The sequence below is a fragment of the Shewanella psychromarinicola genome (assembly GCF_003855155.1).
Classification (GTDB): Bacteria; Pseudomonadota; Gammaproteobacteria; order Enterobacterales; family Shewanellaceae; genus Shewanella; species Shewanella psychromarinicola.
Map to the genome: position 1 here is coordinate 1697148 of NZ_CP034073.1, position 17843 is coordinate 1714990.

Genomic DNA, 17843 nt, shown 5'->3' on the forward strand with positions numbered 1-17843 from the left:
TATGTGTTTTTGTCTTTCGGCATACCATTTTTAGCTGTAGTAAGGGTAGAGGTATACCATGAGCGAGCCATCCAATAACCAGACTATTATGTCGCAACAAGGCTTAAGTGCTGATACCCGAGATTGGCCAAAAGCCCTATTTTTCGTGGCACTCATTTTTTCTATTTTCCAAATTACCACCGCAGCATTTCATCCTGTTTCAACCCAAGTGTTACGCGCTGTGCACGTGGGTTTTTTATTATTAGTGGTATTTATTAGCTATCCAGGTATCGGCAAAAGCCAGCCATGGCAACCCTTAGCCTGGATACTCGGCTTAGCGGGTATGGCTACCGCGGCTTATCAATGGGTATTTGAAGCTGACTTAATTCAACGTTCCGGTGACTTAACCCAAAATGACATGATTATTGGTGTGGTATTAGTCGCTCTAGTGTTTGAAGCGGCAAGGCGAGTGATGGGCATTGCCCTGCCGATCATTTGTGGTTTATTTCTGGCTTATGGTTTGTTTGGTGAGTATTTGCCCGGAGAACTGATGCACAGAGGGTATGGTTTTGATCAAATTATTAACCAGTTAGCCTTTGGCACAGAAGGCTTATATGGCACGCCAACCTATGTATCAGCGACGTATATTTTCTTGTTTATTCTGTTTGGGGCCTTTTTAGAGCAAGCTGGGATGATCCGCTTATTTACCGATTTTGCCATGGGATTATTTGGCCATAAAGTCGGTGGACCCGCAAAAGTATCTGTGGTGTCATCGGCACTAATGGGCACCATTACTGGATCCGGTGTGGCTAATGTGGTGACCACTGGCCAGTTTACGATTCCGTTAATGAAGCGTTTTGGTTATCGATCTGCTTTTGCGGGCGGGGTTGAGGCCACGTCCAGTATGGGCAGCCAAATTATGCCGCCGATTATGGGCGCAGTAGCCTTTATTATGGCTGAAACCATTAACGTGCAATTTATTGAAATTGCAAAAGCAGCGATGATCCCCGCTGTACTGTATTTTTGCTCGGTGTTCTGGATGGTGCATTTAGAAGCTAAACGCGCCAATTTATCGGGCTTACCCAAAGATCAGTGTCCTGATCCGTGGGCAGCGATTAAGCTACGTTGGTACTTACTCATCCCGTTATTTATTTTGATTGGCTTGTTGTTCTCTGGTCGCACGCCACTGTTTTCTGGGATGGTGGGGTTAGCACTGACTGCTATTGTGATTTTAGGTTCGGCCATTATTCTCAATCTATCATCAGCTGCGATGCGGTTTGTTTTTTGGATAGCGCTAGGGGTGTTATGTGCTGGTTTCTTTCAATTAGGCATCGGGGTGATGTTTGGGGTTATTGCGCTGCTGGTGGTTATTTGTTGGTTTGTTAAAGGCGGTAAAGAAACCCTTCAACTGTGCTTACATGCCTTGGTAGAAGGTGCTCGTCATGCAGTACCCGTTGGAATAGCGTGTGCATTGGTTGGAGTGATTATTGGCATTGTGTCACTTACGGGTATTGCCTCTACCTTTGCCGGTTATATTTTGGCGGTTGGCCAAGATAACCTGTTTTTATCGTTAATACTGACCATGGTAACGTGTCTCATTTTAGGCATGGGGATCCCAACTATTCCTAACTACATTATTACCAGCTCAATTGCTGCGCCAGCGTTACTGGATTTAGGCGTGCCGTTAATTGTGTCGCATATGTTTGTGTTTTACTTTGGCATCATGGCAGACCTTACCCCGCCGGTTGCGCTAGCGTGTTTTGCGGCAGCGCCAATAGCGAAAGAGAAAGGCTTAAAAATCAGCTTGTGGGCTATTCGTATTGCTATCGCTGGGTTTATTATTCCCTTTATGGCGGTATACGAACCAGCGTTAATGCTCCAAAGTGGTGGCGTGTTGGATACCCTTTTTGTGGTGCTTAAAGCGACGGTTGCAATTGGGATTTGGGGAATTATCTTTACTGGGTATTTATTCCAAAACCTTTATTGGTGGGAGCGTATTTTAGGCTTTATTGCCGGTGGTTGTTTAATTATGGCGACGCCATTAAGTGATGAGTTAGGTTTTGGTTTGGCACTGGCGTTTATGTTACAGCACCTGTGGCGTGCACGTAAGTTACAACGTTTAGCACAGGACAAATAATGCTAGGATTATGTTTAGGCCTAGCGGGCACAATATGGGCTCAAGTACCTGCTGAGAAAATGACTTTATCGTGGACCCACACGATTGAAAAAATTCGTTGGGCAGAAGATTATCGCTTGCAGCCTGACGGGTTTATCTTAGAGCAAGCAAGGGTAAAAGGCAGTGGTGCAGGGATGGAGATACCGTTGGATGCCGTGTTAAACAATGGCAGCTGGCATTACACCCCCCATTTACCTATCTTGCCGATGCTAAAACTTGGTCGTACCCCAGAAGCAGGTGATTACCAGCTGTGTGTTTCATCTGCTCAGCGCGAGCAACAATGTCACCCAATGAGTTTTTGGGTCGGAGAGCCGACAGTTGAACAGCCATTGATAGAGTTATGGGGTTGCGATATAGGGTAGTGACATTGTGACGTCAGTTCGCATAATGCATCATGTTGTTTGCCTCGTTTTAGACATAAAAAAAGCTGAATCAAGGATCCAGCTTTTTCTTTATGAAGCGTTTTGACAAAGACTTACTTTGAAAAAATATCTTGCAGTGCGGGTACTACTTGTTTCTTACGGCTTAATACGCCGTCTAACCACACTTTACCATCGACGGTAGGCTTACCGTAAGCGCGCTCAGTTAAGTCTGCTAAGTCAGAAATTACCAACATTTCTGAGCCTTCTTTCATGATATCGGTTAGCAGTAATAATACGCTGTGACGATTACCTTCGGCTTTCAGTTTAACGATATCCGCGGCTAAATCCGCTTTGATTGAGTCAAATACAGATAAGTCGATCACTTCTAACTGACCAATACCGACCAAGTTACCGTTCATGTTAAAGTCTTTAAAATCACGCATAACTAAGTCGCGCGCCGGCGTGCCTTCAACCGCTGATTTGACTTTAAACATGTCCATGCCGAGTGCTTTAAAGTCTTCAATACCGGCGATTTTAGCTAAGGCTTCAACACAACGAATGTCTGCGGTGGTGCAGGTGGGTGATTTAAAAATGACCGTGTCACTTAAAATGGCGCACATCATAATACCAGCGATGTTGGCAGGGATTTCTACTTGGTAAAAATCGTACATCATTTTAATCACTGTGTTACTGCAACCCACGGGGCGGATCCAACACTCTAGCGGAGTCGAAGTGGTTAGGTCGCCTAATTTATGGTGATCAACAATCCCCACAATAGTCGCTTGAGCGATATCATCTGGTGCTTGAGTAACTTCTGAATGGTCAACAATATAGACTTCTTCGCCAGCATAACTGGTTTTATATTCTGGCGCTTCAAAACCAAATTTCTCTAGAATAAATGCGGTTTCTGGTGATAACTCGCCTAAACGGGCCGCAATGGCCGGTTCATCGATTTGGTTTTTTAAATATGCTAATGCGATAGCACCACAAATTGAATCTGAATCAGGGATCTTGTGACCCACTACATACATTGCCATTGAAACACTCTCCTATAAAGTTGTGATGATTTTAACAAGGATTAATCTTCATCGCATTAAAAAACAACACTTGATTGATTCAACTTACCAGATCAAGCTTATCGTTGATGATATGAGCTATCAATGGCTCAAAAAAAAGCCCCAAGCGGAGAGTCTCGGGGCCTTTCTATCTTACCAAGGGTAAATGCACATTCGTCATTAGCTCAGGTATGACACATTTGTCTCTAGCTCATATATGACAGGGATGTTGAGAGATATGGTGTGCATGGATTAACTTTAGCAGACTTTGGTTAGATAGAGATTTTGCCATAATATCCATAGTTGGACTGAGCTGAGGCTATCTTGCTCTCGCTATTTTGTTATAGCCGAACTTTAATCACCACTTTACGGACTTTTTGTGGTGTTGCACTGGTGCCTGGCATATGTATGTCGCCGGGGAAAAACAGCGCGAACATGCCCGCTTTTAGAGGAATAAATGCCGCGTCATCTTTGTTAGATTGATAATCGTATTCAGCATAGTCATGTTTGTCAAAATAGGGCTTAGAAGGCGTTTGATTGGCCAAGGGTAAATAACCAAATTCTTCTTCACCGCTGACCACATATTGCACATCAATGTATTGTTGATGAACTTCAAACGGCTCTATTTCTTTGGGTTTGGTTTCATAATCATTGACGATAACGAAAATATTTTTGCCTTCAAGCGGGTAGGTTCCCACTTCAAGCTGACTAAAGTCTGTGTCGGCGAGATGGGTTAACGCTATGGCTAATCTCGGGTTGAGCGGTGTATAAAGGTGACGATTGGCTAAAGTATCAACAATCATAAAAAATTCCGTAAAGTAAAAGCCACAAAAACATCATAGCGTGTTAGCGCTAAAGCATACTGTTTTACAAACACAACAGCATTAAAAATATAATAAGAATTGTAAATTACCTGCACGACAGAGCTGAGTTAATATCCTCATTTTATCCATACATGAGCCTTGATTGGTTTTATACATCCCTGTTATGGCGAAAAGCCTAAGCCAACCTCAGCGCGGCAATAAGGGGTGAGTAGACTCGACAAATTAGCTTGGGAGTGAGTCTTTCAAATCAAGCTTGCTCTATGCCTTGATAGCGGGGTGAATTCATGGGTTAACAGCCGTATTGTTTATTGGCTGCAATGTGCAATAAAGCCAGATATTGTTACCTTTGGCACCATAATGGATCGTATCGAGCGTTTATAGCGCCTTAGCATATTGGATGTTTTTTGTTCTTTTTTTGTTCTTTTTTGAAATACAGTCGTATTGAACAAGGTCTATTGGAGTAGAGCGTAGCGAGTTTAGTGGTGATGTCGTTAGTTCGCATTATTTAACCCGCTTAAGTTGTTGAATTATTAACCACTGCTACACTTATTTTATTGATTCGACTTTGGTTCAGTAACGTCACCTATGGTGTTGGAGGCTGTTATGCAAACAAAAGAAGTGGCATTACTCATCCAAGATGCAGTGCTGTTGCCCGGTGGGCGACTTGAAATTCGAGTCGTGACACCTAGCGATTTATGTATGGTTGCAGATGTATTAAAAGGCCACTATGACCTAGCATTTGCGCCATTGAAAGTGAATAGCGAACTGCCTTGTTATATTGCGGCAACCCAATGCAATATTATTGACTTCAATCAGTTGGAGGATAGTTCGTTAAGCATTGTTATTGAAGGTTCACAACGTCTTAAAATCTTATCCGCCGCCAAAAAACGTGATGGTTGCTGGATTGCTCGTGCGCTACCTTGCGCTAATTGGTGCGATGAGCCCATCGCGGGTGAGTTTGAAATTATCAGCGCCGCACTTGAACAATTTTATCAAGTGAATCCGGATTTGCTTGAGTTGTACTCACAAGTACATTTAGAAGATGCCACTTGGGTTAGTCAACGTTGGTTAGAAGTTTTACCTATGTATAACCGGGATAAGTTGATTTTAGTTGAACAACCTAATTGCCATAAGACCATGGATTTTGTGCTGCAATTACTCAAGTCGCATGTGGATGTATAACGCTTATATTGTGTTATTTTCCTAGCGATAATTAAGATACAATCTAGATTCGGCCTGATAAGATAACACTAACATTTTGTCTTTTATCGTTATCTTTATATAGCCAAGTTATTTATGCCTAATTCATCAAATTATATCGCGGGTCACGTTCTGTCTTCTTGCCAAACATCAAGCGCTGCCATTGCTGCTCAGCCATCCTATATTGTGTTGCCACGTACTAATGAGTTAGCAGGCAAGCAATACCACACTGTGATTGATTTTTTGATCGATCATTTTAAACAAATTGATCCCAGTGTGTGGCAACAAAGGATCGAAGCAGGCAAAGTACATTGGCAGCATGGCGGGTTAATTGGTATTAATACTGCCTATCAAGCGACCCAAAGAGTGTATTACTATCGGGAAGTGGTGGCTGAAACTAAAGTGCCGTTTGTTGAGCAAGTGCTGTATCAAGACAGCAACACTATTATTGTCTATAAACCGCATTTTTTACCTGTGACCCCAGGCGGTAATTACGTTAACGAATGCTTGGTGCATCGATTACGTATCGCCACGCAAATTGACACTGTAGCACCCGCCCACCGGCTAGATAAAGATACGGCAGGGGTGATGTTAATGACGCTGGATCCGCAAACGCGGCATGCATATCACCAGTTGTTTTTAGATAACAAGATTACCAAAGATTATCAGGCCATCGCCAAGTTAACTCCACAGCTATTAGCACAGTTAGCCGATAATACTTGCACCTTGCCCATGCATTGGACCGTTAAAAATCGTATCGTTGCGGCTACCCCCAGCTTTACCATGCAGGTGGTTGAAGGTGAGGCTAACAGCCATTCTGAAATCAGTTTAGTGGCGGTAATGGGTGATTTAGGCTTGTTTACATTAAGCCCAATCACAGGTAAAACTCACCAATTACGAGTGCATATGCAGAGTTTAGGTATGCCGATTTTAAACGACCGCTTTTATCCGATATTACAGCCTAAAGGGCCTGATAATTTTGGCAAGCCGTTGCAACTATTAGCGAAACGGTTACGGTTCACCGATCCTATTAGTGGTATTGAACAAGACTTTGAGTGCCAAGGATTGGATTTTTAGCTGACTTTTTAGCTAATAAAAAACCGCCATCGTAAAAGTCGATGGCGGTTTTTTTGTTTCAGCTTATCGCATTTCTAGTCTGTTCTAGTCTGCTTTAGTGTGTTTAATACCTTTGCGGTTTTTCATTGGGTCGCCATCATAACCAAGGGCTTTCCAGTCTAAACGCTCGCCTTTGTTATGACAGTCATTACATTGTAATGCCTTGTCTTTTGGTGACACCATGTGGTTGACACGCCACCACATTACGGTTTCAACAAAACCATGATTACCACTGTACTTGAGTCCTTTCTCTATCATGGTTGGGTTAGCTTCCATTCCCAGTTTTGCGGCTAAGTCCCAATCAAATTCACTCCAGTAGCCACCTTCACCGTAAATTTTAGGCGTCAGTAAGATGTTGAGTTCAGTGTCATAAATTTGTTTGCCTGTATGCACTTTAAATGGGTAGATTTTGGCTTTAGGATCGTTAATATCACCTAATGGATAAGCTAATTTAAGCACTTTAGCTGGGTCCATTTTGTCGCCAGGCATGTAAGCATCGGCGTAGCCATTAAACCAAGCATATTGTGGTTTCACGTCTTTTTGCCAAATAAAGCTACCTTTCTTTTTCATATAGGTGTGCTTGCCGTATTGATCTGTCGTTACAGGAATATCTTGACCTGCGGTTGACCAATCCCAACGCATTTTGGTGGTTAGATTTTTAGCAAATGATGGAATATGACATGTCTGACACGCCACGGCTGCTGTATGAGTGTTCAGTCTTTTATTTTGATGTGGAGCTGCATCATGGCAGTTTTCACAACCAATATGATTTTCACCACCTGGCGATACTCCCATCGCATTACCGGTAATTTGATGATTTTCGGTGACATGACAAGTTTGGCATTGGAAATCGTTACCATCGGTGTCCATGTGCACATCGGTGGCTTTGTCTGGGTAAGACATGGAGGAGTCTAAATCGCCATGTTTAACACCATCACCGCCGCCGCCGTAAAAGTGGCAACTGCCGCAATTATCGCGCACTGGTGCACCCACATTTTGTGCTACGCGGGCTAAATTGACTCTTGCTAAGGCCTCGCCGGCACCAACAGGGTCTTTTATGTAAGTACCAGTCGTGTCGTGACAGACTAAGCAGTCCACTTTGCTCATGTCTTTAAAGTCGAATGTAGAATCTTTCCAACCATAACCCGCATGACAACTGGTGCAGCGCGGTTCATTACCCGCTATCGACACACAAAAATTGTTGATGCTGTTTTTCTTTCCTCTCTTAACGGTGCGACCAGGTAATTCTTGTTCCAATTCCCAAGTCCAATGTGAAGACTTCATAAACTCTTCAGCATGTTCTTTATGGCATGTTAAGCATTGTGTCGTCACTTCAGGGCCATTGGCAAAAGGCCCTTTCAGCGCCTCTTTATGGTCAAATGCAGCCTGCGCGCTACTGCTTAATAACAGTAATACAGCCAGTGCTGATAATAGTTTCATGATGTTTATCCTTACCCCTGAGCTTGTGCTCAGGGGGGCCAAGTTAGAGATTTAAGTTAGAAGTTAATCGTTAGTGAAGCATTAACGTCATAGGCGGTGTCGACCACTGGCAGCATGGAGTAAGCGTTACCGGCAATCACATCGTCAACTTTCAGAGGTGAACCTACTGGTGAGCCACTTCCGGTATATTCATAGTCGTAATACAAACCGGCTAACTTGATAAACATTTTTGGATTAATATCAAAGATATAATAGGCTTCGGCAACATGACCACGGGTGGCTAACTTACTGCCAATAGGGTCATCTTGAGCTTGGGTGAAGGGACTCCAGTATTTAGAACCGTAGTTATACTCCAAGCCGAATTTACCGTATGGTGCAGGTATTTGCATACCCACATAAATGCCATAGCCATCTTTGGTGTCACTATCAACCGTTTCTTTTGGTACCATAATAATTTCTGTACCCGTGCTGTTAAGTTCTGCTTCAAATACTGCATCGCTTAACATGCCACCGAACAAACCTGCATTACCGTTAGGTTCTGCACGAGTCCAACCGAGTGAAGCAAACACTTTCATGTCGTCATCGGATTCATAGGCATAACCTAATCCACCTAAATATATATCTCCAATTACACCACTAGGCTGTACTCGGGTGACGAAGTTAAAGTTGTCAAACTTTTGCATGTCTTGATACATGGTTGGGGCAAAGATACCCGCGAGTTGAGTTGGGAATGCCATGGTGCCTGTGAAGCCATCATTGACATCTTTAGCGCCGAATAAAGTGAACTGCAAGAAGTGGTTACCGTCGTTGATAACGTCGATATTAAAACCACCGAGGTGAGTGTCTTTGGTGATGATGTCACCAAACAATTCGCCATTGCCGTATTGCGACTCAAAGCCTTGACCATAGCAAAAACGCACGGTTTGGCCTTCAATGCCGGTGATATCACCCAGATTGTAACCTAAGGTTAGGCCATCGAAGTTGAAATTGACTAAGTGACCTGATGGCGTGCCGCCTCTGAGTTCATTTTCACGATAATGACTTGGTGGGCCGTACGTTGAGGGGCGACGTCCGATAGAAAGGTACGTGCCGCTACCGTTAATGTCTTTCCAGTTAAAATAGGCGCGTTCTACTTTTAATTCATCACCACTGGTGCTGCCGCTACTGGTGCCGTCCATGGTGAATGAGTTCCACGAGTCAAACACTTTAACCCCGCTAGAGTCTCCCCAGCTCTTAAACATGGTCAAGCGTCCGGCAAAGCTGACGTTATCCCATACTTTGGCATTAATGTTTAGGCGCAACCGCGTGGTATAAAATATATCGTTATCAATATCTTGTTGAGTTTTTTGACCTAACAGCATTGGCATAACGCCATTTAGCGCACCGCTTTGAAACGCGCTGGCTAAATCAGGGTTAGCCATCATCATTTGGCCTAATGGTGAAGTGGCACTATTAGGATCGCCAAATACTCCTGACATGGCTTTAGCGCCAAAGTCAGAAAAATTGACATTCATGGCTGGGTTCCAAGTGACATTTTGATAATGTAATGAATGTGCTTTGGTTCTAAAATCACCTGTGATTGCGACTCTATCTAAGGCAGTATGACGCTCGGTTTTGTCAACCCGCGAGCTTAAGTAGTCAAGATCATCGGTAACGCTAGCAAGCTGTTGTTTCAGGTCGGCAATTTTTTGTGAATCAGTGTCTGCCGCTAGACTTGCACTACTCATAAAAAGAGCGTTGGCAACTAATATTGAGATGAGAGTTCTCATGGTATTTCTCCCCGTTAATTGCCAAATGGTCAGTTCAATTTGGCAATTTTTTGGTGTAAGTTTCCCTGAGGCTAAGCCCCACTATTTTTTTCGGTTTGTTTATTGGCTGATATTTTCGCTTAGGACGAAAAGGTGCTCAGCATTGATGATTTAACCGCAGGTTGCTGGTTGGTCTGAATCAGCTGCGTGATCATACAAAAACTGTTGAATGTCTTTCAGGTCTTTTTCTGATAAGGCTTCAAAAATGGCGGGTTTAGCTTTGTGCATATCACGGGTAAAAAATCGATCCCACTGGCTCATGGTTTTTGTCATTGGAGTGAGTTCTACGCCTTCACTATTGACACTGTGGCACGCTTTACATTCTTTTTTGTACAGGTGTTTGCCTTTTTTAGGGTTACCACCATCGGCTGCCATTACTTGGCTACCGAGTGATAATGCAATGGCGATTGCGATACCAACTTTAACGTATGTGTTCATCATTTTATCCTCTATAGAGCTTTTTTATGGTTGAAGCATTAGCAACATGTGATCATTTCTTTGCTGTAAAGAATGTTACCTAAAAATAGGTATTGTTAATTTGAAGTAGATCATATTCATGAGAAAAATCTAATTGAAAAAAAGTTAATTGAAAGAAATCTAATGAACAACTGTGATGCAGATCTATTGTGCAGAGGATAAAATTTTGTTAGGTAACATGGTACTAGGTAGTGATAGATGTTCGGCCACATATAAGAATGTGTTGTTGTTTATGTCTGAATCGTATGCGATAAAAAAAAGGGGCTGTTAATAGGCAGAGATTAATTAGCAGAGATTAATGTGTTGACCGACATGATGACCAATATTGTTGCGCTAATGCTACATAATATTAATGTCGCCATACGGGTTTTTTCTTTATCGATGCGGCCAATTAATCGGCCAGCGACAAGGTAGCCCGCAATCACTGAAGGCAATAACAACAGTGATAACCATAAGTGCTTGAGCTCAACTAAGCCAACAACAGCTAGAATAGCTAGCGCAATTAATGAGCTAAAGACAAAGAAGGCTGATAATGCGGCTCGAAATTGACTGGCATCTTTGTCTGCAAGCAATATAGCCATTGGTGGACCTCCAATGGCAGCGATATTAGCAAATATGCCCGAAAATACCCCGGCGATAAATAAACTGCTGCGATTTATTGGTGCGGTAACGCGATAGGTACTCAGGATCACGGCAATAAACACAATAGCCGCAATAATTAAGCCTAATATGGGTTGGGGCGCAAACAATAATAATCCAGCACCTAAGAATCCCCCAGGAATACGGCCTAATAGCGCATATTGCAGACCATTAAACTGTAAGTGTCCGCGCTCTCGAAAAAGTGTCATGGCAGAGATAGCAAAACCCATGGCAATAATGGGCACTGGGACTAATTGAGGATTAACAATGTACAGCAGCGGGCTGGCAACAACGGCTAACCCAAAACCAATTAAGCTTTGGGTTAGTGCGCCAAAAAACACGATAACTGATGCCAGTATCAAGGTTGTTGGATCGATAAATGGCATCATAAATTCTCGTTAACAACATCACTGCTTCTTAAAAGGGCAGTTTAACAGTTTGTGAGGTAATCACTAACCAGTGAATTATTCGAGCTCTTCCCACTCGATCCCCATATCATCCATTAATTTTTTCGCTTCACTTGGAATGCTGTCAGGTTGATCTTTTGATAAATCAATATCATAAGGCAAAGGTTGACCTGTGTACGCATGCAAAAATGCTTCGCACAGCAGTTCACTGTTGGTTGCATGACGCAGATTGTTTATCTGGCGTCTGGTACGCTCATCTGTCAGTATTTTTAGTACTTTTAGAGGTATAGAAACTGTTATCTTTTTTACTTGTTCACTTTTTTTGCCGTGTTCGGCATATGGGCTGATATATTCGCCATTCCATTCAGTCATTAACTTACCCTTAACGATAAATACGGTGCAGATTTTAAACCGTTACACTCTCTAGTCAAATTATTGCGAATATTTAATCTCGATGCAAATAGATTTCTTGATGTTTAGACGTCTAAGCGTCTATTTTTGTTGACGGATGAAGATCTCTTCGGTAGATTTAGACGTCTAGACATCTCTTTGTGTGTTTGTGACATTTTTAGGAGTCAATTATGACTAAGCATCAAAGCGCCACATTGGCCGTTCGCCAGGGTATTGAAACAGACACACAGCATGGCGCCATAGTGCCCCCAATTTATTTATCAACCAATTATTCCTTCGATGGTCACAACAATCCGCGCGAGTTTGATTACAGCCGATCGGGTAATCCGACCCGCTGTATTTTAGGTGAAGCGCTGGCCAAACTTGAGCAAGGCGCTACAGGTGTAGTGACCTGTACTGGCATGGCCGCCATTACCTTAGTGACTAGCTTACTTGGTCCAGATGATTTATTAGTGGTGCCGCATGATTGTTATGGTGGTAGTTATCGCCTATTTACGCATTTGGCTAAAAAAGGTCAATTTAAGTTGTTGGTTGTTGATCAAACTGATGCACAAGCATTGAACCAAGCCATTGCCCAAAAACCGAAAATGGTCTGGTTAGAAACGCCATCGAATCCACTGCTGCGGGTGGTCGATATTAGTGCTATTAGCCGAGCCTGCCATGACGTCGGTGCGTTAGTGGCGGTAGATAACACCTTTTTATCGCCAATATTACAACAACCCTTGTTATTGGGTGCTGACATCGTTATTCACTCAACCACTAAATACATTAATGGTCACAGTGATGTGGTGGGTGGCGCTGTGGTGGCTAAAGATGCTGAAGTGGGTGAATTATTGCATTGGTGGTCAAATACGTTAGGGTTAACGGGATCTGCTTTTGACAGTTACTTAACCTTGCGTGGCTTGCGCACTTTAGCGGTGCGAATTCGTGAGCATCAGCGTAATGCGCAAAAAATTGTTGCGTTATTGAGTGCCAGTGCTGTGGTGTCCAAGGTGTATTATCCGGGATTAAAAGACCATCCTGGTCACGACATTGCGGCAAAACAACAACAAGGCTTTGGCGCGATGTTAAGCTTTGAGTTGTTCGGTGGTGAAGCTGAAGTGGAGGCATTTTTACAGGCATTATCCCTGTTTAGTATTGCGGAAAGTTTAGGCGGAGTGGAAAGCTTAGTCGCTGTTCCGGCCACGATGACCCACAGAGCTATGGACCCACAAGCAAGGAAAGAGGCTGGTATTAAAGAGACTTTATTGAGATTATCGGTTGGCATTGAAGATGCTGAGGACCTTGTGGCCGACATTAAAGCTGGCTTAGCTGCTGTTAACGCGATTAAATCAGCTTAATTTGGCTTAAATTAGCTTAATTCGAGTTTAAGTTAGCTGTGGTTTTGCCCAAATTAAGTAAAATAGTAAAAATATGCACTTGCAACACTATTCATTTCAAAATAGAAGTCTAGCAGTCGCAACACAAGTCGTAGTTGTTTAAGGAGTCAGTAATGGCGCGAAGTCATTTACACAAGTTTGGTGGTTCAAGTTTAGCGGATGCAGATTGCTATCGCCGTGTTGCACATATTCTTCTTACACATGGTCAAAGTGATGATTTAGTGGTGGTATCCGCCGCCGGAAAAACGACTAACTTTTTATACAAATTACTCAGCCTGCGTGACAGTAGTCAATTGTGGCAAGAGCAACTACAAATTCTGATTAGCTATCAACAAACGTTAATTGAACAATTATTATCCAATGAACAAGCGCGAGACTTGCGCGAACGTTTGTCTTCTGACCAATCTCAGTTAGTCAGTCTGTTATCCTTAGAGCAACGCAATGATTACCAATTTAATCAAGTGGTGAGTTTTGGTGAACGTTGGTCCGCGCGCCTGATGGCGGCTTTGTTACGAGAAATGGGGGTGGCAGCCAATCATGTTGATGCTTGCTCTATTCTTGTCGCTGAGGAAGGGGCTGTACCTAATATTTTAGTGCCGCAGTCGCGTCAGAAAGTTCAAGCCTTATTGGCGCAGCATCCACAACAACGTTTAGTTATTACCGGTTTTATATGTGCTAATCGTCAGGGTGATACCTTATTATTAGGCCGTAATGGTTCAGACTTTAGTGCGACCTTGATTGCCAGTTTAGCCGACATAGAAAGAGTGACAATTTGGACTGATGTTGAAGGGGTATTTAATGCTGACCCGAACAAAATTAATGACGCAAAATTACTAAAGAGTATGTCATTAGCGGAAGCGGATCGCTTAGCGCGATTAGGTTCGCCAGTATTGCATTCTCGTACCTTACAGCCATTGTTTAATACGGCAGTGAGTTTAGCTGTACGCTCTAGTTATGCCTCACACACAGATTTTACCTTAATTGCGCCACTGAGTTCATCAGCGAGCGCACCGGTAATCACCAATTTAAATGAAGTGCTGTTGTTTAGTTTTAAAATGAACTCAGATATTGAGCCATTACTGACGATTTTAGATAAAGCAGGCATCACGCCGTTAGCTTATTGGTCGTTGGCACAGCATAAGTTTGAACTCGCCCTTACTCTTGAAAGCCAGAAACAAGTGCAATCTTTGCTTACTCGGTACCGCAGTGAATTTGCGATTGAAGAATTGAGTACCCAAACTGATTTAGGCCTAGTGGCGTTAGTCAGTGCTGATGCTCACCACTTTAGACGCAGTTTTGCCCGACTACTGAGTCGTGATGCGAAACCTATTTATCAAGATGCGTTAAGTTTAGTGACCTTAGTGCCGCAAGCTCAAGTGAGTTTATTAACCCAGAAAATACATCGCCGTTGTGCCGGTCCAAGAATGCGCATTGGGGTGTTATTGCTTGGGGTGGGTAATATCGGTGAGGCGTGGATTGATTTATTTAAACGGGCTAGCCCAACATTAAATAGTGAACTTGAAGCCTCTGTTGAGTTAGTGGGTCTAGTGGGCTCGAAAAAAGCGTTAATCTCCAATGACGGTATTAACCTTGAACGGTGGCAACTCGATTATCAACAGCAAGGCATTGAATGGGATTATGACAAACTGTTTGAGCAGTTAGCACTATTATCATGCGATGAAATTGTTGCATTAGATATCAGTGCTAGTGCCGCCTTAACCTTACAATATCCACAGCTGTTTGCCCATGGTATCCATGTGGTGAGTGCCAATAAATTAGCCGGTTCTGGGCCATTGCCATTTTATCGTGAATTAAAGCAGCAATTAAGTAATCGTCGATTATTTTGGCGTTATAACGCCAGTTGTGGTGCAGGTTTACCTATTCAGCATGCGTTAAATGACTTACGCAATAGTGGCGACACTGTTGAGGCCGTTGGTGGTATCTTTTCTGGCACCTTGTGTTGGTTGTTTGAAAATTATGATGGCACTAAACCCTTTTCTGAATTAGTGCTTCAAGCTCGCAGTTTAGGGATTACCGAGCCGGATCCCCGTGATGACTTATCGGGCCGTGACATGCAACGGAAACTGCTTATTTTGGCCCGAGAAATAGGCTTGGCGGTAGAGTTAGACTACATTAGCCTTAGTTCTTTGGTGCCTAAAGCATTAGCTGAGTTGTCACTTGAGGATTTTTTGGATCGTATCAGCGAGTTAGATGATGATTTATTGCAACAATATGTAGCCGCTGCCGAGCAAAACAAGGTACTGCGTTATGTGGCTTCACTGGATAAGGTCGAAGGCAAACTACAAGCGGAAGTAGGCTTACAATGGGTTGATAGCAATCATCCTTACGCTAACTTAACCCCAGGTGATAATGTGTTTGTTATTCGCAGTGCATTTTATCAAGGTAACCCTTTGATTATCCGCGGTCCAGGGGCTGGGCGTGAGGTGACTGCAGCGGCGGTACAGTCGGATTTGGTGCATATTTGCAAAGACCTTTTGCAAGAGTAGGTTTGTTGAGGAAGACCATTGTTAATGGTCTTTTTTTGTCATTCTTTATGATTTAGCTTTGATGGCCTGCGGCCACTAACGTCGTGGCCCTTCGCCCTATCTTATTACAAAGAGTGAAAATGCTAACGCTTCTGATAGGCAAAATGCCTGAATGCCTTGAAGCACATGGTCAATGATGTTCCCGACATCATAATGACATTTCCAATATCCATATAGGTCAGATGTGCGAGAAAGGCCTGTCAGGCTCACGCATTCCTTTATAAAGAGTCTTCAACGGCCTCAATGTTATTGAGTCCTGCAACCTTTAGATAAAACACCTCAAAACCAGCCTTAAAAGCTCTAATCATAACAAGCAATTAGCATAAATATTGTACAAAAAAATAACTACCTTAAAAAAGTGAATTCCTATAGCATCTTAGGTTAAGTAAAGCGTTACCTAATCATTTGGATGTGGCATCGGGCAAATCCAAGAAGCGATTTATGCCTTGCAAACAGCGCAATGGATGAATACTGACTCTGTGGAAAAGAAGGATACTCAATGGAAAGGCCAACAAAGGAGAAAATTCGAGATTTACCCATTTATGAAGGTATTAGTCTAGAGAATATAATCGTTGTCACAAACAAAGCAGACTCGATAAGTGCAATAGCGGAGTTGAGATCACACTCTTGTTTAGGGTTTGATACAGAGAGCAAACCTTGTTTTATAAAAGGTGAGGTAAGTGATGGACCTCATCTAATTCAGCTAGCCACAAAATCTAAAGTATTCTTATTTCCTACAAAATTTTATGAAAATTTTACTGCAATCTCAGAAATATTATCTGATCCAACAATAAGGAAGGTAGGTTTTGGATTGAAAGAAGATAAAAAAATTCTTTTTAGAAAATTTGGAATTAAATTAGTAAATACAGAAGAACTATCTTCAAAAGTGATGCGTTTTGCGCATGTGAAACAACGCGTTGGCGCTAGAGTTGCAGTTGCAATGTTTTTTAATCAACGGCTATCGAAGAGTGCACAACAATCAAATTGGTCAATATTTCCTCTACACGATCATCAGAAAAGATACGCAGCAAATGATGCACATACAGCACTATTAATAGAACTAGAAATAGAAAGACAGAGCCATTAATCTCCCTAAAGCATATGAGCCTCTCACCAATCAAGAGACAACATTAGCTTATTTGACCAAGTAAATATGCCTGCTGACAATTAGTTAGGTTCATCAAACTCCCTGCACTGCCTCTGCACTTACCAGCCATTTATAAAACCCGTTACTGCATTTCTACCTGATTGATCTCAAGCTTTATTGCTGTGCTGGACTTGTCTAATTGTCTCAGGCTGAGCCATTGCTTGATTAACTTCTATTTTTTCAACTAACCAAAAAATCATAAATTAAAATCATAAGTTAAAATTATTAATTTAATAATATTTGATAATTTTTATTTATGCCTCGTTCGCCGTAAGATTACTCCATCGAAACAAATGACGAATTAATAAATAGTTTTTTAGGAGTAAGTTATGAAAATGAATCACGTAGGTTTGATGGTTGGCGACATGGATAAAGCGGTTGAGTTTTACACTAAAGCGCTGGGTCTAAAAGTGGTAATGGGTAACACTAAGGTTCAAGAAGAACGTGAAACTGCGATTGGCAGAATGTGTGTGGCCGTTTTTGGTGAAGGCTTTAAAGGCTTTAACATTGCACACTTAGTCACGACTGACGGTATTGGTGTTGAGATGTTTGAAATGAAAGATCGTCAAGAACGTCATGAAGTTGATTTCACCCGTATTGGTATCTTCCACTTTTGTTTGCAAACAGATGACTTTGAAGGTGCAATTGCACGTACTGTGCAATATGGCGGTAAAGCACGTATGGATATCACGCGCTACCACCCAGAAGACGACAACAATCTAACCCAAATGGTGTACTTAGAAGACCCGTTTGGCAACTTGTTTGAACTTTACTCGCACACCTATGAAGAAACTTACTCCACTGATTACGAGTAATTTCTTAAGGTTATCCGCACTGCTTAAAAGCTACCTAAAGGGTCAATGCCGATCGTTTAAGA

Annotated in this window: 15 protein-coding genes; 8 read left to right on the forward strand and 7 right to left on the reverse strand. The window is 42.5% G+C overall.

The window, feature by feature from the left end:
• Window positions 1-58 precede the first annotated feature (58 nt).
• Window positions 59-2116, forward strand: a complete 2058-nt coding sequence (locus tag EGC80_RS07350; RefSeq protein WP_206191829.1) for a TRAP transporter permease — start codon at window positions 59-61, stop codon at window positions 2114-2116.
• Entirely contained in the window at window positions 2116-2517 is a 402-nt protein-coding gene (locus tag EGC80_RS07355) for a DUF1850 domain-containing protein (protein WP_101033968.1), read from the forward strand. The genes EGC80_RS07350 and EGC80_RS07355 overlap by 1 nt, the downstream gene beginning before the upstream one ends.
• Window positions 2518-2630: 113 nt before the next feature.
• Here the strand turns inward: EGC80_RS07355 and EGC80_RS07360 are convergent, their stop codons facing one another.
• Both EGC80_RS07360 and EGC80_RS07365 read right to left on the reverse strand, forming a co-directional pair.
• A complete protein-coding gene (locus tag EGC80_RS07360) occupies window positions 2631-3554 on the reverse strand; it encodes a manganese-dependent inorganic pyrophosphatase (protein WP_101033969.1) in 924 nt (307 codons plus the stop codon).
• Between the two features lie 359 nt (window positions 3555-3913).
• Complete coding sequence (locus EGC80_RS07365) at window positions 3914-4375, reverse strand: YhcH/YjgK/YiaL family protein (RefSeq protein WP_124012565.1); 462 nt, start codon at window positions 4373-4375, stop codon at window positions 3914-3916.
• Window positions 4376-4999: 624 nt separating this feature from the next.
• Between EGC80_RS07365 and EGC80_RS07370 the strand changes: the two genes are divergently transcribed.
• Both EGC80_RS07370 and EGC80_RS07375 read left to right on the forward strand, forming a co-directional pair.
• Window positions 5000-5578, forward strand: coding sequence for an LON peptidase substrate-binding domain-containing protein (locus tag EGC80_RS07370; protein WP_101033971.1), 579 nt, complete (start codon window positions 5000-5002; stop codon window positions 5576-5578).
• A 114-nt stretch (window positions 5579-5692) separates the two neighbouring features.
• Complete coding sequence (locus EGC80_RS07375) at window positions 5693-6673, forward strand: pseudouridine synthase (RefSeq protein WP_124012564.1); 981 nt, start codon at window positions 5693-5695, stop codon at window positions 6671-6673.
• A gap of 84 nt (window positions 6674-6757) precedes the next feature.
• Here EGC80_RS07375 and EGC80_RS07380 read toward each other — a convergent pair whose 3' ends face one another.
• The 5 genes from EGC80_RS07380 to metJ form a co-directional block, all read right to left on the reverse strand.
• Entirely contained in the window at window positions 6758-8152 is a 1395-nt protein-coding gene (locus EGC80_RS07380) for a tetrathionate reductase family octaheme c-type cytochrome (protein ID WP_124012563.1), read from the reverse strand.
• Between the two features lie 56 nt (window positions 8153-8208).
• Window positions 8209-9921, reverse strand: coding sequence for a DUF3373 domain-containing protein (locus EGC80_RS07385; RefSeq protein ID WP_124012562.1), 1713 nt, complete (start codon window positions 9919-9921; stop codon window positions 8209-8211).
• A 150-nt stretch (window positions 9922-10071) separates the two neighbouring features.
• On the reverse strand, window positions 10072-10401 hold the full coding sequence (locus EGC80_RS07390; RefSeq protein WP_124012561.1) for a c-type cytochrome: 330 nt from the start codon (window positions 10399-10401) through the stop codon (window positions 10072-10074).
• 317 nt (window positions 10402-10718) lie between these two features.
• Complete coding sequence (locus EGC80_RS07395) at window positions 10719-11465, reverse strand: sulfite exporter TauE/SafE family protein (RefSeq protein WP_124693466.1); 747 nt, start codon at window positions 11463-11465, stop codon at window positions 10719-10721.
• A gap of 75 nt (window positions 11466-11540) precedes the next feature.
• Window positions 11541-11855 (reverse strand): met regulon transcriptional regulator MetJ, encoded by a 315-nt coding sequence (metJ, locus tag EGC80_RS07400; protein ID WP_101033977.1) that lies wholly within the window; start codon window positions 11853-11855, stop codon window positions 11541-11543.
• A gap of 209 nt (window positions 11856-12064) precedes the next feature.
• Between metJ and metB the strand changes: the two genes are divergently transcribed.
• The 4 genes from metB to EGC80_RS07420 all read left to right on the forward strand — a co-directional run bounded on the left by metB (window position 12065) and on the right by EGC80_RS07420 (window position 17781).
• Window positions 12065-13234, forward strand: coding sequence for a cystathionine gamma-synthase (gene metB / locus EGC80_RS07405; protein WP_124012559.1), 1170 nt, complete (start codon window positions 12065-12067; stop codon window positions 13232-13234).
• Window positions 13235-13386: 152 nt separating this feature from the next.
• Complete coding sequence (locus tag EGC80_RS07410) at window positions 13387-15780, forward strand: bifunctional aspartate kinase/homoserine dehydrogenase II (RefSeq protein WP_124012558.1); 2394 nt, start codon at window positions 13387-13389, stop codon at window positions 15778-15780.
• Between the two features lie 538 nt (window positions 15781-16318).
• Window positions 16319-16906 carry a 3'-5' exonuclease gene (locus EGC80_RS07415; RefSeq protein ID WP_124012557.1) on the forward strand — a complete coding sequence of 196 codons (588 nt, stop codon included), beginning with the start codon at window positions 16319-16321 and terminating at the stop codon, window positions 16904-16906.
• A 389-nt stretch (window positions 16907-17295) separates the two neighbouring features.
• Window positions 17296-17781: a VOC family protein gene (locus EGC80_RS07420; protein WP_101033981.1), complete on the forward strand. Its 486-nt coding sequence runs from the start codon at window positions 17296-17298 to the stop codon at window positions 17779-17781.
• Window positions 17782-17843 lie beyond the last annotated feature (62 nt).